Annotated in this window: 18 protein-coding genes and 2 pseudogenes; 8 read left to right on the top strand and 12 right to left on the bottom strand. The window is 72.8% G+C overall.

Going from position 1 to position 18693, the window contains the following annotated elements:
- Window positions 1-100: 100 nt before the first annotated feature.
- Window positions 101-877, top strand: a complete 777-nt coding sequence (locus J7E88_RS13890) for a MerR family transcriptional regulator (RefSeq protein ID WP_215180661.1) — start codon at window positions 101-103, stop codon at window positions 875-877.
- The gene (locus J7E88_RS13885; protein WP_308307495.1) at window positions 874-1503 is read left to right on the top strand and encodes a hypothetical protein; all 630 of its coding nucleotides are present in this window, start codon (window positions 874-876) and stop codon (window positions 1501-1503) included. Before J7E88_RS13890 ends, J7E88_RS13885 begins: the two co-directional genes overlap by 4 nt.
- Here the strand turns inward: J7E88_RS13885 and J7E88_RS13880 are convergent.
- Window positions 1454-2947: an RNB domain-containing ribonuclease gene (locus J7E88_RS13880; RefSeq protein WP_215180659.1), complete on the bottom strand. Its 1494-nt coding sequence runs from the start codon at window positions 2945-2947 to the stop codon at window positions 1454-1456. The two genes, J7E88_RS13885 and J7E88_RS13880, sit on opposite strands and share 50 nt — an antisense overlap.
- Before the next feature lie 111 nt (window positions 2948-3058).
- On the opposite strand from J7E88_RS13880, the gene yaaA reads away from it, so the two are divergent.
- Both yaaA and eda read left to right on the top strand, forming a co-directional pair.
- On the top strand, window positions 3059-3823 hold the full coding sequence (gene yaaA / locus J7E88_RS13875) for a peroxide stress protein YaaA (RefSeq protein WP_215180657.1): 765 nt from the start codon (window positions 3059-3061) through the stop codon (window positions 3821-3823).
- A 65-nt stretch (window positions 3824-3888) separates the two neighbouring features.
- Entirely contained in the window at window positions 3889-4605 is a 717-nt protein-coding gene (eda, locus tag J7E88_RS13870) for a bifunctional 4-hydroxy-2-oxoglutarate aldolase/2-dehydro-3-deoxy-phosphogluconate aldolase (protein ID WP_215180656.1), read from the top strand.
- A 16-nt stretch (window positions 4606-4621) separates the two neighbouring features.
- Here eda and J7E88_RS13865 read toward each other — a convergent pair whose 3' ends face one another.
- From J7E88_RS13865 to J7E88_RS13845, 5 genes are all read right to left on the bottom strand, one after another.
- Window positions 4622-5479, bottom strand: a complete 858-nt coding sequence (locus tag J7E88_RS13865; protein ID WP_215180654.1) for a GNAT family N-acetyltransferase — start codon at window positions 5477-5479, stop codon at window positions 4622-4624.
- Between the two features lie 312 nt (window positions 5480-5791).
- Window positions 5792-7075 (bottom strand): bifunctional RNase H/acid phosphatase, encoded by a 1284-nt coding sequence (locus J7E88_RS13860; RefSeq protein ID WP_215180652.1) that lies wholly within the window; start codon window positions 7073-7075, stop codon window positions 5792-5794.
- 8 nt (window positions 7076-7083) lie between these two features.
- Window positions 7084-7827: a zinc ribbon domain-containing protein gene (locus tag J7E88_RS13855; RefSeq protein WP_215181506.1), complete on the bottom strand. Its 744-nt coding sequence runs from the start codon at window positions 7825-7827 to the stop codon at window positions 7084-7086.
- A complete protein-coding gene (locus tag J7E88_RS13850) occupies window positions 7824-8663 on the bottom strand; it encodes a Nif3-like dinuclear metal center hexameric protein (RefSeq protein WP_215180650.1) in 840 nt (279 codons plus the stop codon). The genes J7E88_RS13855 and J7E88_RS13850 overlap by 4 nt, the downstream gene beginning before the upstream one ends.
- Before the next feature lie 515 nt (window positions 8664-9178).
- A complete protein-coding gene (locus J7E88_RS13845) occupies window positions 9179-10228 on the bottom strand; it encodes an ABC transporter substrate-binding protein (RefSeq protein WP_215180648.1) in 1050 nt (349 codons plus the stop codon).
- Between the two features lie 189 nt (window positions 10229-10417).
- Here J7E88_RS13845 and J7E88_RS13840 point away from each other — a divergent pair, with 189 nt between their 5' ends.
- Window positions 10418-11695, top strand: a complete 1278-nt coding sequence (locus tag J7E88_RS13840; RefSeq protein ID WP_215180646.1) for a hypothetical protein — start codon at window positions 10418-10420, stop codon at window positions 11693-11695.
- A gap of 404 nt (window positions 11696-12099) precedes the next feature.
- On the opposite strand, the gene J7E88_RS13835 is transcribed toward J7E88_RS13840, so the two are convergent.
- Window positions 12100-12609, bottom strand: coding sequence for a hypothetical protein (locus J7E88_RS13835; protein ID WP_215180644.1), 510 nt, complete (start codon window positions 12607-12609; stop codon window positions 12100-12102).
- Between the two features lie 286 nt (window positions 12610-12895).
- Between J7E88_RS13835 and J7E88_RS13830 the strand changes: the two genes are divergently transcribed.
- Entirely contained in the window at window positions 12896-13303 is a 408-nt protein-coding gene (locus J7E88_RS13830; protein WP_215181504.1) for a transposase, read from the top strand.
- A 202-nt stretch (window positions 13304-13505) separates the two neighbouring features.
- Window positions 13506-13727 (top strand): hypothetical protein, encoded by a 222-nt coding sequence (locus J7E88_RS13825; RefSeq protein WP_215180643.1) that lies wholly within the window; start codon window positions 13506-13508, stop codon window positions 13725-13727.
- A gap of 91 nt (window positions 13728-13818) precedes the next feature.
- Here the strand turns inward: J7E88_RS13825 and J7E88_RS13820 are convergent.
- The 4 genes and pseudogenes from J7E88_RS13820 to J7E88_RS13805 all read right to left on the bottom strand — a co-directional run.
- Window positions 13819-13942: pseudogene (locus tag J7E88_RS13820) on the bottom strand (DNA-3-methyladenine glycosylase 2 family protein); the annotation flags it as partial.
- Window positions 13943-14047: 105 nt separating this feature from the next.
- Complete coding sequence (locus tag J7E88_RS13815) at window positions 14048-14992, bottom strand: 3-oxoacyl-ACP reductase (protein ID WP_215180642.1); 945 nt, start codon at window positions 14990-14992, stop codon at window positions 14048-14050.
- A 10-nt stretch (window positions 14993-15002) separates the two neighbouring features.
- Window positions 15003-16079, bottom strand: coding sequence for a Zn-dependent alcohol dehydrogenase (locus J7E88_RS13810; RefSeq protein ID WP_215180640.1), 1077 nt, complete (start codon window positions 16077-16079; stop codon window positions 15003-15005).
- A gap of 78 nt (window positions 16080-16157) precedes the next feature.
- Window positions 16158-17018 (bottom strand): MaoC/PaaZ C-terminal domain-containing protein, encoded by an 861-nt coding sequence (locus tag J7E88_RS13805; protein ID WP_215180638.1) that lies wholly within the window; start codon window positions 17016-17018, stop codon window positions 16158-16160.
- A 281-nt stretch (window positions 17019-17299) separates the two neighbouring features.
- On the opposite strand from J7E88_RS13805, the pseudogene J7E88_RS13800 reads away from it, so the two are divergent.
- Window positions 17300-17740: pseudogene (locus tag J7E88_RS13800) on the top strand (response regulator); the annotation flags it as partial.
- Between the two features lie 505 nt (window positions 17741-18245).
- Here the strand turns inward: J7E88_RS13800 and J7E88_RS13795 are convergent.
- Complete coding sequence (locus J7E88_RS13795; protein WP_308307494.1) at window positions 18246-18629, bottom strand: CU044_2847 family protein; 384 nt, start codon at window positions 18627-18629, stop codon at window positions 18246-18248.
- Window positions 18630-18693: the final 64 nt, after the last annotated feature.

The raw sequence follows: 18693 nt of genomic DNA, 5'->3' as shown, positions 1-18693 counted from the left end.
CTGCCGTGTCGACCATGCTACCCGGCGTTCCGGAGCAGGCGGGCCGCCCTGTCGAGGCGGCGCTTGACCTTGCCGCAAGGTCAGCGTTTCTACTGACGGCATGCGTATCGGAGAGATCGCCGCACTCGTCGGGGTGACCGCGCGGGCCGTGCGGCACTACCACCACCTCGGACTGCTGCCCGAGCCCGTCCGCCGGGCCAACGGCTACCGGGACTACACCGTCCGCGACGCCGTCCTCCTCGCCCGCATCCGGCGCCTGACCGAGTTGGGGCTCGGGCTCCACGAGGTGCGCGACGTCCTCGCCGACGACGCCGGGCGGGATCTCGTCGAGGTGCTGGAAGAGCTCGACGAGGACCTCGCGCGGCAGGAGGCGCTCCTGCGTGAGCGGCGCGCGCGGCTGGCCGAGCTTCTCGAGCAGGCGAGGGAGGGGCGGCTGACCGCCGAGGGGCCGGTGTCTCCGCGGCTGGCGGAGCTGTTCGGGGAAATGGCGCGCGCGTCGGCCCGGCGGCCCGGGCCGGAGCCCGCGATGGCCGCCAGGGACCGGGAGTTGCTGGCGCTGCTGGACACCGTGGCGCCCGACGCCGAGCAGGAGCGGCTGATGGGGGCGATGCGCAGGATGACCGAGGCGCCCGGCGCGATGGAGCGTGCCTACGCCGTGTACGAGCGGCTCGACGCGCTCGTGGACGCGGACCCGGCCGACGCCCGGGTCGAGGAGGCAGCGCAGGAGCTGGCCGCCCTGCTCCCCCGCGAAGTGCTGGAGCAGGGCGGCCGGCCCCCGGAGGGCGGTCTCATGGACACCTGCCTGGCGGACTTCTCCCCCGCCCAGGCCGCGGTCGTGACGCGGGCGCTGGGCCTGGCCGTGGAGCGTGTCCGGTGAACCGGCCGGTGTCCGTGGTCCGCCGGCTCGTGGGTCACGAGCTGCGCCTGATGCTCAGCCTGGTGCTTTGGGCCGCGCGACGTCGCCACGGCGTCGGCCCGGGAGAGCGCCCCTTCGGACACGCCCGGGACCAGGCGGCGCCGATGTACGGCTTCGCGTTCGTGTGCCTCGTGGAGACGCTGGCCGTGTCGTATCTGCTGAAGGACCGGCCGGCGATGCACGCCGTGATGCTCTTCGTGGACGTGTACACAGTCGTGTTCGTGATCGGGCTGCACGCCGCCTCGGTGACCCGCCCCCATGTGCTGTCCGCACAGGCGCTGCGGCTGCGCCAGGCCGGCCATGTGGACCTGCTGATACCGCTGGACCGGATCGCCGCCGTACGACATGACCTGCTGTTCACGCACGCGAAGCGGGACGGCGTCCTCGATCTGACGGTGGCCGCGCAGACGTCGGTGACGCTGGAGCTGTCCGAGCCGGTGGCGTTCACGGGACTGCTGGGCCGGGAGCGGCCGGTCCGGGTCGTCCGCTGCCATGCCGACGACGCCCGCGCCTTCGCCGGTGCCCTGTGGGAGGCCGTCACGCGGGCGCGAACAGCACCGTCGCCGCCACCGGGTCGGCCCGGGTGAGCCGCACCCGTATCCGCTCGCCCAGGGGCAGGTCGGCTCCGTCGCTCTCCACCCGGGCCACCACCGCCGGGTCCTGAAGGTGCACGGTGCCGACGGCAGGCTCGTTCTCCTTCACGTCGACCACGACCGCGTCGAAGACCTCGCCGATCCGGTCGCGCAACACGGCCGCCTCCACGATGTCGACACAGCCGCGTTCCGCCGCGCCCGCGCGCCGGGCGCCCTCGGCCATCTCCTTCGGCAGCGCCTGCAGCGCCTCGCTCACCCACTGAGGCGGCTCCTGCCCCGCCACCGCCGCGCGGCACAGCTCTCCGGCATAGCGGTCCACGAGGCGCCGCAGGGGCGCGGTGCAGTGCGTGTACTCATCGGCGACGGCCGCGTGCACGGCGGGCGCGGGCAGCACGCCCCCGGTGAAGACGGTGTAGCCCGCGCCCCGCAGCAGCGTCGTGCAGTCCTGCAGGAACGCTGCATGACGGCCGTTGTGCGGGTCGAGCGAGCGCACCAGTTGCGCGTACGAGACGTGGTGTGGCCAGTCGATGTGCAGCGCGGTCGCCGAGCGGCGCAGCCGGGCCACCGCACCGTCCGGGGCGGTGGGCAGCGTGCGCAGGATGCCGGTGCCGTACGCGACCATCAGATCGGCCGCGGCCATGCCGGTCAGCAGGGAGATCTGCGCGTTCCACGCCTCGGCGGGCAGCGGAGCGCGGTATTCGAGGGCGTACGTCTCCCCTCCCTGCTGCGGCCCCGGCTCCCTTCCCGGCTCCGCGGCGGGGGACGACCGGGGGACGACCTCCTGCTCGGGGACGTTGAGGGAGATGCCGCCGCGCTCGACCTCCAGCGCCTCGCGCAGGGTCCCGATCTCCTGAAGGAGGGCAAGAGGCGCCTCGGCCGTGCCCTTGTCGATCCGCTGCTGCACGCCCGCGTAGTCGAACCTGGCCCGGCTGCGCACCAGGGCCCTGCGCACGTCCGTCGTCACGGTGCGGCCCTCGGCGTCCAGGTCGATGCGCCACAGCAGGGCGGGCGCGGTCTGGCCGGGGAGCAGACTGGCCGCGCCCTCCGAGAGCTGCGGCGGGTGCAGCGGGACCTTCCCGTCGGGGAAGTACAGGGTCTGCACCCGGCGGTGGGCCTCTGCGTCCAGCCGCCCGCCGGGCCTGACGAACGCGCCCACGTCCGCGATCGCGTAGTGGACGCGGAAACCACCGCCCTCGCGCCGGGAGAGGTGCATCGCCTGGTCGAGGTCGACCGAGCCGGGCGGGTCGATGGTGAAGAACGGGATGCCGGTCTCGTCGAGCGGCGGCAGCACGGGTTCCCGCACGGCCCCGTCCGCCTCGGCCAGTACCTCCGCCGGGAAGTCCGCGGACACTCCGAGCGACGCACGCAGTTCGCGCAGGGCGGTGCGCAGCGGCGGGGTCTCGGCTGCGCCGGTCAGACGGATGGGGCGGCGGGGCATGGACCGAGCGTATGGCGGGGCGGGGGCCGTGGCATTTCGGCGGCCTTTGCGCTTTGTAGGCTGGCGCGGGGGCCACACCCCCGCCCCCGTACGTCATGAAGGAGATCTGCCGTGCTCGTGCTGTTGCCGCCGTCGGAGGGCAAGGCCGCTTCCGGCCGCGGGGCGCCCCTGAAGCCCGAGTCGCTGTCCCTGCCGGGGCTCGCCGGGGCACGGGCCGCCGTCCTGGACGAGCTGGTCGAGCTGTGCGCCGCCGACGAGGCCAAGGCGCAGGAGGTCCTGGGGCTGAGCGACGGGCTGCGCGGCGAGATCGCGAAGAACGCCGAGCTGCGCACAGCCGGTGCGCGCCCCGCCGGTGAGATCTACACGGGCGTTCTGTACGACGCGCTGGGCCTGGCCACGTTGGACGACGCCGCCCGCAGGCGGGCGCGCCAGTCGCTCCTGGTGTTCTCCGGGCTGTGGGGCGCGGTGCGCGTCGGCGACCGTATCCCCTCCTACCGCTGCTCGATGGGCGTGAAGCTGCCCGGGCTGGGTGCGCTCGGGGCGTACTGGCGCGGCCCGATGGCGTCGGTATTGCCGGAGGCGGCCGGGGACGGTCTCGTCCTGGACCTGCGGTCGTCGGCTTATGCGACGGCGTGGCGGCCGAAGGGGGAGGTCGCGGGGCGTACGGCCACGGTGCGGGTGCTGCACGCGCCGACCCGGAAGGTGGTCAGCCACTTCAACAAGGCGACGAAGGGCCGGATCGTGCGGAGTCTGCTGGAGGCGGGTGCCGCGCCGAAGACGCCGGCGGCACTGGTGGAGGCGCTGCGGGATCTGGGGTACGTGGTGGAGACGCAGGCGGCGGGGAAGCTCGACGTGCTGGTGTCGGAGATCCACTGAAGGGTGCCGTTGCACATTACGCAACGCTCGTTGCGTGATGTGTGCCTCCTGGGCAGGATGACGGCATGACCTCCGTGCCCTCCGCCGCTGCCGCGCCCTCCGTCCTCGACCTGGCCCCCGTGCTGCCCGTCGTCGTGGTCGACAACGCAGCCGACGCCGTCCCCCTGGCGCGTGCCCTGGTCGCCGGCGGGCTGCCCGCGATCGAGGTGACGCTGCGTACGCCGGGCGCGCTCGACGCGATCCGGGCCATCGCGGCGGAGGTGCCGGACGCGTTCGTCGGCGCGGGCACGGTGGTGTCGCCGGAGGGCGTGGCCGCGGCGGTGGCGGCCGGGGCGCGCTTCCTGGTCAGCCCCGGCTGGACGGACACGCTGCTGGAGGCGATGCGCGGCTCGGGCGTGCCGTTCCTGCCCGGCGTCTCGACGGCCTCGGAGGTCGTGGCGCTGCTGGAGTGCGGGGTGCACGAGATGAAGTTCTTCCCGGCGGAGGCGGCTGGCGGCACCGCGTACCTGAAGTCCCTCGCCGGACCGCTGCCCGCGGCACGCTTCTGCCCGACCGGCGGCGTCTCGCTCGCGTCGGCGCCCGCGTATCTGGCACTGCCGAACGTCGGCTGCGTCGGCGGGACCTGGATGCTGCCCGCCGACGCGCTCCAGGCCCGGGACTGGGGGCGGGTGGAGGCGCTGGCGCGTGAGGCGTCGGGGCTGCGGGGCCAGGACGCCGGCCGGACGGCGTCGGGGCTGCCGGGGTTGCCGGGGTGGGACGCCGGCCGGACACCGCGGACCTGACGCCCCCTCCGGCGCCCTACTCCGCGAAGTCGAGCTCGACGTACGGCGCGAGCGGACGGTAACCAAGGCGCTCGTAAAGGCGGTTGGCCGCCGGATCGGCGACATCGGCGAACAGCAGCACCTGCTCGGCGCCCGCGTCCAGGGCCCCCCGGCTGGCCGCGGCGGTCACCGCGCCCGCATAGCCGTGGCCGCGCAGTGCGGGCGGGGTGTACACGGGCGCGATCCGCGACTGGCCCGCGAGCACCGGCGAGTGCGCGGCCATGGAGACGGGACGTCCGTCCACCTCCCACAGATGCAACCCGCCGTCGGCGATGCGGCGCGCCATGTTCGCGGTGTAATCGGTGTCGGTGCTCGCGCCGGTGTCGGCGGCGAATCCCGTCATCCACGCGGTCGCCTGCGCCACGTCCGCCTCGGTCGCCCGCCGGGCGCGGCCCGGCGGCGGCTGCTCGGGCGGGCACAACCCACCGAGGCGGAACAGCCGCGACCGCACCGCCTCGGACCACCGCCCCGGCCCGGCCCACTCGTCGGCGAACGCCTGGGCGCCGCCGTCCGGGCCCCTCACGCCACTGGCCACCGCCCCGTCGGCGCGCAGCACGCGGGCGAGTTCGCGAGCCTGGTGCGAGGTGACCGGCCCGAAGAGGGGCGGGTGCGGGGGCGTCTGGGCGAAGGCCGCCGTCACGGGACCGGAGCCGCGGTCCCGCCACCACCCGAAGCGGACCGGCAGGCCGCCGCCGTCCCCGTACGCGTCCGGTCCGTGGCGGCGGACGGTCTCGCTGACCGTGAGCAGGGCGGTGTTGCCGACGGGGTCCGCCGCGAGGTGCTCGCCCGCCTCGCGGCAGAACTCCTCGACGTCGTGGGTGAGATGCCAGGTCATGGGGTGATGGTGCTACGGGGCGGGGTCCGGTGCGCGGGATTTTCTTGTGCGGCGACGGACCCGGGCGGGGTCAGGGAACCGGACCCCGCACCGCCGCGAGGGGCGCGCCCCCTGCCTGCCGTCACGGCAGCGCGGCTGCGCGGATTTCCCGGGGCGGAGGATGGCCTTTCCCGGGGGCGGAAGCGGCCGCCGGGCGGCAACGGGTCCGGGCGAAGTCGCCCGCACGGCACCCGGCCACCCCGGCACGGCACGCACACAGCGGACCGACCGGGGGCGGCGAGGGGTCCGGCCGGGGACGGCCGAGGGGCCGGGTCAGCGCAGGTGGGAGGTGTCGTTCAGGAGACGGAGCGACGCGTTGCCGTCCACGTAGTACGCCAGCGCCGACAGCGACGCCGCCGACAGCTCCATGCGGAACAAGGACTCCGGCGGAGCGCCGAGGGCCAGGCGGGCCAGGGTCTTGATCGGGGTCACGTGCGTGACCAGCAGCACCGTACGGCCCGGGTGGCGGGCGAGCAGTTTGTCCCGCGTCGACGCCACCCGCCGCGTCACCGTGGCGAAGCTCTCGCCGCCGCCCGTCGGGGCCGCCTTGGGCGAGGCCAGCCACGCGTCCAGGTCGTCGGGGTACCGCTCGCGGACCTCCGCGAACGTCAGCCCCTCCCACGCCCCGAAGTCCGTCTCCCGCAGCCCCTCGTCGACGATCACGTCGAGGCCCAGCCGGGCCGCCACGATCTCCGCCGTCTCGCGGCAGCGGCGCAGCGGTGAGCTGACGACCGTCTGGATCGTGCCGCGCGCGGCCAGTGCAGCGGCGACCGCCTCCGCCTGGTGGCGGCCGACGTCCGACAGCACCGGGTCGCTGCCCCCGCTGCCAGAGAAGCGCTTCTCGGGGGTGAGGGCGGTCTCGCCGTGGCGCAGCAGCACGAACGTGGACGGTGTGCCGAGGTCCGCCGACGCGCCCCAGCCCGTGGTCGGGGCAGGGGCGGCAGCGGCCGCCGCGGGGGCGGGCCGGGTCGTCGTCGGGGCGGCTTCGGGAACCGCCGTGAGCACGGGGGCCGTGCCGCCCGCCGTACCGGCCAGCGCCGCCCGCGCCTTGGCCGCTCCCGCGGCCGCGTCGCCCACCACGCGCGCCGCCTCGGTGTCCCGGCTGATGTCCAGCGCCGCCGTGGAACGCGACGGCTCCCACTGGCGGCCCTTGCGGCCCGCGTCCATCGCCTCGTTGGCGAGCCGGTCCGCGTGCTTGTTCCGCTCGCGCGGGATCCACTCGTACGTCACGCGCGCCGGCGGGAAGACCGCCGCCGCCTCGGCCGCCAGGGGCTTCATGTCCGGGTGCTTGATCTTCCAGCGTCCGGACATCTGCTCGACGACGAGCTTGGAGTCCATGCGGACCCGTACGAACGCATCCGGGTCCAGCTCCCGGGCCGCCTCGAGCCCGGCCACCAGGCCCTTGTACTCGGCGACGTTGTTGGTCGCCACCCCGATGTACGCGGCGGCCTCGGCGAGCGTCTCGCCGGTGACCGGGTCGAGCACGACGGCGCCGTAGCCGGCCGGCCCCGGGTTGCCCCGGGAGCCGCCGTCGGCCTCGACGACGAATTCACGCACTTCCGGCACTACAGCCCCGACTCCGACGTACGGACGAGGATGCGGCGGCAGTTCTCGCAGCGCAGCACCGTGTCGGGCGCGGCCGCGCGGACCTCGTTGAGCTCGGTGATGTTCAGCTCCAGCTGGCAGCCCTCGCAGCGGCGCTGGAACAGGCGAGCCGCGCCGACGCCGCCCTGCTGCACCCGCAGCTTCTCGTACAGCTTCAGCAGGTCGGCCGGCACCGAACCGGCCACGAGCTCGCGCTCCTTGGCGACCGAGGCCGCCTCCTCGTCCAGCTCCGCCTGCGCGGAGTCGCGCCGGGCCGTCGCGGCGTCGGCCTTGCCCTGCACGGACGAGACGCGCTCGGTCAGTTCGGCGACCCGCTCCTGCGCGGACTCGCGGCGCTCCATGACCTCCAGGACGACGTCCTCGAGGTCGCCCTGGCGCTTGGCGAGCGAGACGATCTCGTGCTGCAGGTTCTCCAGGTCCTTGGGCGAGGTGACCGCGCCGGAGTCGAGGCGCTGCTGGTCACGGGTGGCGCGCTGACGCACCTGGTCCACGTCCTGCTCCGCCTTGATCTGCTCGCGGGCGGTGTCGCTCTCCTCCGTCTGCGCGGCGACGAGCAGGTCGCGCAGCTGCGTGAGGTCCTTGTTCAGCGACTCGATCTCGGCGTGCTCGGGCAGCGACTTGCGCAGGTGGGCGAGCCGCGACAGGCGCATGTCGAGGGCCTGGACGTCGAGGAGTCGGATCTGGTCGGCGGGCGCGGCGTTCAGTTGGGGGCTCCAGAGGAATCGTGGTGGGAGGACCAGGGGTCGGTGACCGTCTTCGAGACGTGGACCCGCAGGTCCCAGCCGCGACGGTCGGAAATCTCGTCGAGCTGCGCCGCGGCCTGCTCGCACCAGGGCCACTCGGTGGCCCAGTGGGCGGCGTCGACGAGCCCGAGCGGCGAGTGCTGCGTGGCCTCCGACGCGGGGTGGTGGCGCAGGTCGGCGGTGAGGAAGGCGTCCACGCCGGCGGCCCGCACCCGGTCGAAGAGGCTGTCGCCGGAACCGCCGCTCACGGCGACGGTGCGCACGAGGGCGTCCGGGTCGCCCGCGACGCGGACGCCCTGCGCGGTGGCGGGCAGCCGCTTGGCGGCGCGCGCGGCGAAGTCGCGCAGCGTCTCGGGGTGGTCGAGCTCGCAGATGCGCCCGAGGCCGCGGCGCCCGTTCGCGTCGGTGGCGTCGGGCACGAGGGGCCCGACGACCCGCAGGTCGAGGGCGCCCGCGAGGGCGTCGGAGACGCCGGGATCGGCGGTGTCGGCGTTGGTGTGGGCGACGTGCAGCGCGATGTCGTTCTTGATCAACGTGTGCACGACACGGCCCTTGAAGTGGCCGGCGGCGACGGTCGTGGTGCCGCGCAGATAGAGGGGGTGGTGGGTGACGAGCAGGTCGGCACCGAGCCGCACCGCCTCGTCGACGACGTCCTGGACGGGGTCGACGGCGAACAGCACGCGCGTGACCGCGGCGTCGGGGTCACCGCACACCGTGCCGACCGCGTCCCACTCCTCGGCCCGCTCGGGGGGCCAGAGGGCGTCGAGGGCGCTGATGACTTCAGACAGACGGGGCACGGGGGAAAGGCTACCTGCCCTGACCCGAACCACCGCCTGCGCCCGCGACGCCGCGGTTACGCGACCCCATCGACCGCCGCGTCCCGTGCTCGTGGGTCCGGGCCGGGCACCGCGCCGACCGCAAGCGCACCCCGCGTCCACCCCGACCAGGGCCGTCGGAACTTGGCACCAGCTCGGAGACCCGTCGCCTCGCCAAGCACCGCGCACGGTCTCCAACCCGCCCGGGGCCGCCAGCACCCGGCGCCAGCGGGCAGCGCCGCACACACCCGCTGCCGATGCGGGGCCCGCGCCTAGGTGGCAGGCCGGGCGGCCCCCATCCGCACCCCGCCGTACGCACGGCTGCCGCGCTTGCCCGTCCGGCGCCGCCGGTGCCTGGTGGCCGGGCGGGCAGGGGACGTGGGTCCACCCTGCCGGGGGCCGCGCCCGGCACGCGGCGTACGGGCCGACGCCCCCGCCGGGGTGGACGCGCCCGGGCCCGCCCACCCCGCCTGGGTGGACGGGCCCGGGTCGTGGAGCTACTTCGCCAGGAAGCCGCGCAGGTCGTCGAGGACCTCGTTCGCCGCCGTCACGCCGAGGCCCAGGTACCAGGTCTCGTCCGGGACGTCCTTCGCCTGACCGGCCTTGACCGCCTTCAGGTTCTTCCACAGCGGGTTGGAGCGGGCCGTGTCCCGCTGGGTCTTGGACGGGTCGCCGTAGACGCCGGCGAAGATCCAGTCAGCGTCCGCCTGGTCCATCTTCTCCGGGCTGATCTCGACCGCCAGATCCTCGATCTGCTGGTTCGCCGGCCGCGGGATGCCCGCGTCGCGCAGGATGGTGCCGATGAAGGACGCCTGCGCGTACAGGCGGATCTTCCCCGGCATGTAGCGCAGCATCGTGACCGTCGGCTTCTTATCGCCGATGTCCGTACCCAGCTGCTTCGCCTTCTTCTCGTACGCGCCCAGCTGCGCCTTCGCCTCCGCGGTCCGGTCGAGCGCGGCGGCGTTGAGGAGGTAGTTCTCCTTCCAGGTGAAGCCGGGGCGGATGGAGAAGACCGTCGGGGCGATCTCGGACAGCTCGTCGTACTTGTCGGCCGCGCGCAGCTGGCTGCCGAGGATCAGGTCCGGCTTGAGACCGGCGATCGCCTCCAGGTTGAGGCTGTTGATCGTGCCGACGCTCTTGGGGCTGCCCGCCGCCTTCTTCAGGTAGCCGGGGATGCCGTCGTCCCCCTCGGTCGGCGCGTAGCCGACGGGCTTGACACCGAGGGAGGCGACGTTGTCGAGCTCACCGACGTCGAGGACCACGACCCGCATGGGCGCGGACTTCAGCTCCGTCTTGCCGAGCGCGTGGGTGATGGTGCGCGGGAACTCGCCCGGCTTCGCGTCCGTGCCCATCGCCGCCGTCTGCCGCGCGGCGTCGGAGAAGTCCTCACCGCCCTGCGCGACGGACTTCTTGCCGCCCGCGCCGGTCTGGCCGCCGCCCTTCGCCTTGTCCGTGCCGCCCGCCTCCGACGCGGCGCCGCAGGCGGCGAGGGACAGGGCGGCGGCGAGAGCGACTGCTGCGGCTGCGCCGCGGCGGCGTAGGGACATGACGACTCCTGGGGAGGGGAGCGAACTTAGGGGTGCCTTACCTTAAACGCTCACCCCGTGCAGAGCACAACCACCCCCTCCGCCTCAGGAAAATCCGGGCATGGCCACCCTTATGTGTGAAGTCACGTGTCGCGCGGTCTTGGGCAGGTAGTGCGAAACCTAGCGTCGACGACCGGAGGTGACGTATCGATGACTGCCTGTGCCATCGAAACCGCCGCAGAGGTAAGGGCGGTGGCGAGTACGGGGTTCACGATCACCGCGGACGGGACGTACGCGGCCCGGCTCGCCGGAACCGGCGACGCGCTGTTCCCCGAGCGCTGGACGCTCGACGGCCCGGAGCCGTATGCCGTACCGCTGCCGCTGGACCAGCCCGAGCAGCGCGACACCGAGGTGCAGCCGCTGACCGACGGGCGGGTGCTGATCAGCCGCCGGACCGGGGAGCGGTACACGTTCTCGCTGCTGTACCCGACCGGGCCGGGAACCGGTGAACTGGCCGTCGGGGCCGTGACGGCCAGGGAGTTGACACTGCTGCCGCCCTCGCCGGACGGTGCGCACGTCTACGCCCTGACGCCGGGCGGCACCTCAACGGGCATCTGGCTGGTGGCGGGCGGGGCGTTCGGTCCCGAGCACATCGCGGAAGTGCCTGGGCACTGCTCGGGCGGTGTGTGGCTGGACCGTACGGGACGAATGCTCGCCCTCGACCACCGGCAGCCGGGCGGGCCGGTGAAGACGGTGGCGGTCGATCTGGCGCGCGGCGGGGAGGTGAGCCCGCTGCTGCAGATCACCGAGAACAGCGACGACCGGCTGCTGCTGGCGGACGCCGACAGCGGCCTGCTGCTGATCCGTTCGAACGCACCGGGCGCGGACCAGGACAGGCTCGGCTGGGGCGTCCTGGGCAGCCTGCGGCCGGTGCGGTTCCCACGGAGTCTGCGACTGCCGGACGCGCTGGTGACGCCGATCGCCGTGCAGCCGGGGCAGGTGCTGACACCGGAGACGTGCGCGGTGGCGCTGCGGATCGATGGCGCGGCGGGCAGCTGGGTGGGCGTATGGCGTCCCGCGGGCCGCCGAGTGCACCAACTGGCACCACCACAGGGGTGGTTGGCGGGATCGGGTACATGGAGCCGCGACGGGGTGCTGCACCTTCCGTACCAGACGCGCGAGGTGCCGTGCGGCGTGGCGCACGTGCCGGCGCCGACGGACACGCCGAAGGACGGGGGCTCGGCGGCCGGGGGCGGGTCCGCTCGGGGCGGGCCGTCCGGGGGCGGGTCGGCTCGGGGCGGATGTGCAGAAACCTTCGGCCTGGCGGATGCGAAGACCATGCGGAGCCTCGACAGAGGCCCGGTCACAGAACCGGCACAAGTGGAACGCGCAGGTGGGCAACCGTGCGAGGCGTCCGGGAGTCCTGTTGTGTGCCAGCCGGTTCCCTTGCAGCAGGCACCTCTCAGCGGCCGTGCGGCCCGTGGTTAAACTCTTTCGCCGGGGCTACCCAGCCGCACCGCCCGTGTACCGACGGTGACGGGCAAGGAGCGTGCTGCCGGGGCTCTTTGACAGGGCATCAGCGATCGCAACGGGGTGAAGTTCTCACATGTATGAAGTCCGAACCGACACGGCCCAGGAGCGCCCGCAGCCGGCGGACGCGATACGGGCCGGCGCCGGCGGCGCAGGGAGGCATCGGGGCGGGCCGGCCACGGCGGAGGACGGGGCGGCGCCGGCGCACGGCCGCCACCGCCGTCCGGTGCCGTCGCACGACACGGCCTGACCATGGGGGCGGGGTCGGGGATGCGTGTCCGCTCGCGCGGGGCGCTTCCCCACCCCGCCCCTTCCCGCAGGATCGACATGCGGCTCCGCCGCACGGGAGACGCACAGGTTCATCACCGATGGTCGGGGTCGAGCATTTCCGCCGGCAGGAGGTCGACGAACCGGGTCCGCGCCATCCTCACCCACTCGTCCTCATCAAGCGCTTCAAGGATTTCGAAGGCGTAGGAAGCACACGCAACCGACCTGCCGGAAGAGATCTCCTCCAGGAATATCCAGGCACCGCGGACAATCACCTCCTGGCATTGAGCGACCAGCTCCTCGGAGTCCCCACCCGACAGGTAGAGGAGAGATTCCAGAAGGGCCTTCCTCGCGTCTCCGGAGACATAGTGCGACAGGGCTGCCATGAGGATGTTCGCGACGGCAGGCGCCGATCGCATCATGAACGACTGGATGAGGACATGCCCTTCCATCCAGTCCCGCTCGACAACACTCCCAGGGTCACGGTCCAGAGCGTCGAGGAACTCGTCGATCACGTGGCGTGCAGGTTTTCCGCACTCGCACGACATTTCCGATATGCCGGTATCATCGATTACGGCACGAATGAGTCGTTCTTGAAGTTCCATCGGGATACACCATTTCTCGGATCCACGAGTGGCCAACCGCCGTGGCCACAGGTTCCGGTGGAGCAAATCTACCGCCCGCCCCACGGAGGGGCGGGCGGCAGCACTGGACCTCCTGCTGATTTCAGCGCCAGGGGCCCGACCCGCCCCAGATCCCGCCCTCCTGCCAGGTAGATGCCTGGCTGGAAGAAGTGCCCGTTGGGATAATCCACCTGACACTTCGCACAGACCGGCTTCACCTCGGCCCTGCGCTTTCCTGCCTCGCCCACCACGTGGTAGGCGTGAGTGAATACGACTCGCGCAGCATCGCCACCGAGCGCCCATACGACGTTACCCTCGGCGCAATATCCGCAGCCGGGATGCCGGCCCTCTGAACTGGCAAGGCAGAGCGTGGCGTTCGGCTGGTAGGCCACGCAGGCTGCGGGCCATCTACAACCGGTACGGCGGTGTGATGCACATGCTCGCCGCGCTGGACCTGGCCACCGGGAAGATCTACTACCGGATCCGCCAGCGCAAGCGGTGGCGCGAGTTCCTCGGCCTGCTCAATACCCTGCGGGACCGCTGGCCAGGGGAGAAGCTGTATGTGGTGCTGGACAACTTCTCCCCGCACAAGCACGCCGAGGTCCGCACTTGGGCACCACGCCGAGCAGAACTCTGCTATCGCCGCCTACATCCGCTGGCGCAACACCCGCGTTAGAACCAAAGACCACCTTCGCCCCGACTCATCCATCCGAGCCTGGACCCAGTACCCCACCCACGGTGCCTGACCGGCTACTCGGGTGGTTTCACGGGCAGCAGCTTGCTCGCCTTTATCGGGCGACGAACGACTTGTCGCTCGCAGTCAAATGACGGGCCAACACGCGGGTGGTGCTCCCGTCGTCCTCTGTAGTGTCCCGGACATGCTCGAGCAGTACGGAGCATCCGGCTGGGCCTCCAGCAACATCCGGCTGCTGATGGGCACCCCCGACGCCAACGGCGACTCCATCCCGGACATCTGGACACTGCGGGCCGACGGTGCCGTCCGCTTCTACGCCGGCACGCGCGGCGAGATGGGCCACAGCGGAGTCGAGATCGTCGGCAACAGCAGCGGCGGCTGGAAGAACAAAATGGCCATCGGCTGACGTACCCGCGCACCGAAGGCCGGTTGGAATCCGACCGGCCTTCGGCGTTCTCCCCTCCAGGGGCAGCGATCACAGGGCGGCTATGTCGTGGGGGCATTCGCGGCGCGCGGCCGGGAGGGGTTGGGGCCGCCGAGGAGGATCAGGCGGGCGGCGCGGTGGCGCTGGCCGACGTACGGTTCCAGGAGATCCAGCATCTCCACGCCGTCGGCCTCGCGGCGGTCGTTTGCGCAGGCGCATTACCACCATGACTCGACGCTGAACCCGCTCGCACCGAGTTGACTCAACCTGCCGCGGCCAACAACGTCATGGCCGGCAACGCCCTAGTCGCGCTTCAGTGTCAGCACTTCCCGCGACGCGAACGTCTCGCCCGGTGCCCGCGAGCCGAAGTGGGTGCCCAGTGTCGACTCCAGTTCCTCGAACGTGAACATGTCCTTCGCCGAGTCGAACTTCGCCGCCACCCTGGGGCGCTCCATCACCGCCACCATCCCCCCGTGCACCACCAGCAGCTGGCCGTTGACGGCCGACGCCGACGGGGACGCGAGGTAACCCACGACAGGGGCCACGTGCTCCGGGGCCAGGGGGTCGACCACGCCCGGCGACGGGTCCGCGGGCAGGTCCGCGAAGACGTCCTGCGTCATCCTCGTCCTCGCCCTCGGGCAGATCGCGTTGGCCGTCACCCCGTACTTCGCCAGCGCCAGCGCCGTCGACGTCGTCAGGCCGACGATCCCGCCCTTGGCCGCCGCGTAGTTGGGCTGGCCCGCCGAGCCCGCGAGGAACGCCTCCGATGAGGTGTTGACGATCCGCCCGTACACCGGTGCGCCCGTCGCCTTGGCTCGGTCGCGCCAGTGTGCCGCGGCGAAGCGCGTCGTGTTGAAGTGGCCCTTGAGGTGGACGTGGACCACCGCGTCCCATTCGTTCTCGGTCATCGAGAAGATCATGCGGTCGCGCAGGATGCCCGCGTTGTTGACGAGGATGTCGAGTCTGCCGAACTCCCCCGCGGCCAGGTCGATCAGACCGCGGGCCGTCGCGAAGTCGGCGACGTCGCCCAGGTGGGCGATCGCCCGGCCGCCCGCCGCGCGGATCTCGGCGGCGACGGATTCGGCGGGCGCGGCCGACGCCTCGCCGCTGCCGTCGCGTCCCGGCTGCCCGTAGTCGTTGACGACGACGGCCGCGCCGAGCCGGGCCAGTTCGTGCGCCTCCGCGCGGCCGAGGCCCCGGCCCGCGCCGGTGACCACGGCCGTGAGGCCCGTGAGCGGGAGTGTCATCGCGGCCTCCTCAGATTTCGATGCAGGTGCGCAGGGCCTCACCGCTGCGCATCTGCGCCAGGGCGTCGTTGATTCCCGCGAGCGGCACCCGGTGTGTGATCAACGACTGGAGGTCGATCCTGCCCGCCCGCCACAGCGCGATGGCCCGCTCGTAGGAGCGCAGTACGTCACCGCCTCCGTACATGGACGGCAGGATGCGTTTCTCGTCGAAGAACAGCTCGAACATGTTGAGCTGCAGATGGTCGTCCATCGCGCCGGCGCCGACGATGCACAGCGTGCCACCGCGCCGGGTCGTCTCGTACGCGGTCCGTGCCGTCGCCGACCGGCCGACGACCTCGAAGACGTAGTCGAAGCCCTCGCCCGCGGTGATGCGCTGACTGGCGTCGGCGAGTGCGTCGGGCGGTACGGCCTCGGTCGCGCCGAACCGCAGGGCCGCCTCGCGCCGGGAGGCCACCGGGTCGACGGCGACGATCTGGGCCGCGCCCTGGAGCCGGGCTCCCTGGATGGCGGAGATCCCGACGCCTCCGCAGCCGATGACGGCCACGGACGAACCGGCCTGCACCTGGGCGGTGTTGATGGCGGCGCCGAGCCCGGTCGTGACGCCGCAGCCGATGAGTGCGGCGATGTCGAAGGGCACGTCGTCGGGGATGGGCACGGCGCAGCCCGCGTCCACGACGACCTCTTCGGTGAACGTCCCGGTGCCGGCGAAGCCGAAGACGTCGCCGCTGGGGCGCGCGAAGTTGGGCGTGCCGGCGTTCATGAGCCCGGCCAGGCACAGATGCGGCTGGGCACGCCGGCAGGCCGGGCAGGTCCCGCAGGCGGGCAGCCAGCACAGCAGGACGCGGTCGCCCTGCGCCAGGCCGGTCACCCCGTCCCCAACGTCGATGATCTCGCCGGCGCCTTCGTGGCCGGGGACGAAGGGCGCGGGCTGCGGCAGTACGCCACTCATCGCGGAGACGTCCGAGTGGCACAGCCCCGTGGCCCAGACCCGGATCCTCACCTTGCCCGGGCCGAAGCCCACCGCCTCGACGTCATCGAGGACTTCGAGTTTGTCCTGACCGATCTCGTGCAGTACGGCTGCGCGCATGGCGATCCCTTCAGGAGGTCTCTGGGTGCGGGGGCTACGGGCCGGCGGTCCACGGGCCGGCGGCCTATCGGCGGTGGCCTACGGGCCGGTGGTCTCCACGAGCGTGTCGGCGAGCACCGGGGCGTCGTCCCGCTCCACCGCCGTCACCGTCGCCTGGACGCCGCCGTCGCGCCGCCACATCCGGATCCGCAGGGTCTCGCGGGGGAAGACGACTCCGGCGAAGCGGGTGCCGTACGCGCGGACCCGGGTGACGTCGCCGTCCAGGAGCGTGTCGACGACGGTCTTGAGCGTCATGCCGTACGAGCACAGCCCGTGCAGGATGGGCCGCTCGAAGCCGGCGAGCTTGGCGAACTCGGGGTCGGCGTGCAGCGGGTTCCAGTCGCCGGAGAGCCGGTAGAGCAGCGCCTGGTCCTCGCGGATCTCGCGTTCGACCGTACGGTCGGGCGCGCGGTCGGGGACGACGAGGCGCTCGGACGGGCCGCGTTCGCCGCCGAATCCGCCTTCGCCGCGGACGAAGATCTGCGCGTCGCTGGTCCACAGCGGCCCGTCGTCGTCGGCCGCCTCGGTGCGCAGGAGGAGGACCGCGGCCTTGCCCTTGTCGTACACGGCGGCGACGCGTGAGGTGGACCTCGCCGTGCCGCGTACGGGGACGGGTCGGTGCAGGGCGATGCGCTGGCCGCCGTGCAGGACGGCGGCGAGGTCGACGTCGATGCCGGGCGCGGACAGTGCGCCGACGACGCCCATGCCCGCGCCCGCGACGGTCGCGAAGCTCGGCAGGACGTGGAGCCGGGATTCGAGGGTGTAGCGCAGCTCGTCGGGGTCGGTGGCGGGGACGCCCGCACCGATACCGAGGTGGTAGAGCTGGATGTCCCTGTGGTCCCACTGGATGGTGGTCGAGCGGGGTTCCGCGGCGAGGGCCCTGGCGGGGTCAATGGGCATGGGGCTGCTGCTCCTCGAGTGATGCGAAGACCTCGGCACGGCCTTCCGCACCGTCGGCCGCACCGAGGTCGCCCGGACGGGGCCCAGACGGTTCTAGAACGCGTTCTAGGCCGATGGGCCTATGTATAACGCAGCCCCTGGGCATTGGGAAGATGCCTGACGCCATGTCAGATAGCTGGTTCACCCGGTCACTGGCAGCGCCTCGCCCGTGCGTCCCCGGGGCGGACCGCCACGACAGGCGGTCCGGGGCGGCCGGACATAGGCTTGACGCCGTGGACGAGATGCCGCGGGATCACAGACCCGCCAAGTCCGTACGCGTGCTCATCGCCGAGGACCGGAGCACGACGCGCGGCGCGCTGGCGCTGCTCCTCGGCATGGAGGACGACATCGAAGTGGTGGCCCAGGTCGGCCGCGGTGACGAGATCGTGGACGCGGCGCTGACCCGGCGGCCCGACGTGGCGCTGCTCGACAGCGAACTGTCCGGCCTCAGCGGCGTCGACGCGGCGGCGGAGCTGCGCAAGGAGGTGCCGGACTGCCGGGTGCTGATCCTCACGACGTTCGGCCGGCCCGGGCTTCTGCGCGGGGCCCTGGAGGCCGGGGCGGCGGGACTCCTGGTGAAGGACGGCCCGGTGGAGGACCTGGCGCAGGCGATCCGCCGGGCGCTGACCGGGGAGACGGTGATCGATCCGGTGCTGGCCGCAGCCGCCGAGCAGGGCCGGCCGTGACGGGACGTGCCCCCGGGGCCGCCGTGCAGGGCCGGCCGTGACCGACCCACGACGCCGCCACGCCTGACCGACACGACGCCGCCACGCATGCCGGCACGCCTCCCAGGGCTCGGGGCACACCCTTCTCTCCGGTACGTGCACGGGCAGACTGCTCGCCTCGTCGGCGGTGAACTCGCGGTGGCCGATGACGTCGCACAACTCGCGCTGCCACGCGGTGGCGTCGAAGGCGAGGGGACCACCCATGCCGCCGGAGGCCACGTGGTTCACGGTTCGGCCGTCCTTCGAGACGTCCAGGAATGCGTGCGGTTCCATGCCGGCGCCGCGCCGGCCGCCGAACTCGTAGGAGCGCGACTCCGGGACGACGTGCGCGCAGGTGAGGGCCAGTTCGTCGGAGACGAGGAAGCCGAGGCGATGGAGTCGCCGCGCTCGTCGCGTATCCGCAGGACGGCCGCGTCCAGAGCCTTCGGCCCGGTGCCCTCCGTCAGGTGTGGCGGTAAGCCCGTCACGAGGCCGGAAACGCCGACGGGCCCGCGGTGCCGGTGCCGGTGTCCGCGTCGCCGCAGGGCCGGTACCAGGTGAGCGAGACCTTGAAGTCGGCCTGTGCAGCGGTGCGGGAGATGACGACATCAGCCTCGGCCAACAGAGACAGGGACAGCCCGAACTCGACGCCGATCTCGTCGGGTGCGTGGGCCATGCCGCGGGAGCTGTCGACGAAGCTCTGCGCGACCGGCCGGATCCCGGCCACCATGTCGCCCAGCGACTGCGAGGCGCGCGCCACCACGTGGCCGGGCCGGGCGACCTTGACCAGCCCGTCCGGGGTCTTCTCGATCTCGACCCTGATCACGTCGGACGTCGCGGCATCCGCCGTCTCCCCCGCGCCGGACACCGGCAACTCCACCAGAGACGCCGTGTCTCCCCCTTCGGGGCTTCCCCGCCCCTGTCGACCGCGT

The organism is Streptomyces sp. ISL-10 (assembly GCF_018614575.1).
Taxonomy (GTDB): domain Bacteria; phylum Actinomycetota; class Actinomycetes; order Streptomycetales; family Streptomycetaceae; genus Streptomyces.
The sequence above is the reverse complement of the archived record's forward strand: the minus strand, read 5'-3'. Positions and strand labels throughout refer to the sequence as shown.

Coding starts and splice junctions, on each gene's coding strand:
- J7E88_RS13890 (WP_215180661.1), top strand. CDS start 101: ATGCGTATCGGAGAGATCGCCGCACTCGTCGGGGTGACCGCGCGGGCC.
- J7E88_RS13880 (WP_215180659.1), bottom strand. CDS start 2,947: ATGCCCCGCCGCCCCATCCGTCTGACCGGCGCAGCCGAGACCCCGCCG.
- eda (WP_215180656.1), top strand. CDS start 3,889: ATGACCTCCGTGCCCTCCGCCGCTGCCGCGCCCTCCGTCCTCGACCTG.
- J7E88_RS13865 (WP_215180654.1), bottom strand. CDS start 5,479: ATGACCTGGCATCTCACCCACGACGTCGAGGAGTTCTGCCGCGAGGCG.
- J7E88_RS13845 (WP_215180648.1), bottom strand. CDS start 10,228: ATGTCCCTACGCCGCCGCGGCGCAGCCGCAGCAGTCGCTCTCGCCGCC.
- J7E88_RS13840 (WP_215180646.1), top strand. CDS start 10,418: ATGACTGCCTGTGCCATCGAAACCGCCGCAGAGGTAAGGGCGGTGGCG.
- J7E88_RS13835 (WP_215180644.1), bottom strand. CDS start 12,609: ATGGAACTTCAAGAACGACTCATTCGTGCCGTAATCGATGATACCGGC.
- J7E88_RS13825 (WP_215180643.1), top strand. CDS start 13,506: ATGCTCGAGCAGTACGGAGCATCCGGCTGGGCCTCCAGCAACATCCGG.
- J7E88_RS13815 (WP_215180642.1), bottom strand. CDS start 14,992: ATGACACTCCCGCTCACGGGCCTCACGGCCGTGGTCACCGGCGCGGGC.
- J7E88_RS13810 (WP_215180640.1), bottom strand. CDS start 16,079: ATGCGCGCAGCCGTACTGCACGAGATCGGTCAGGACAAACTCGAAGTC.
- J7E88_RS13805 (WP_215180638.1), bottom strand. CDS start 17,018: ATGCCCATTGACCCCGCCAGGGCCCTCGCCGCGGAACCCCGCTCGACC.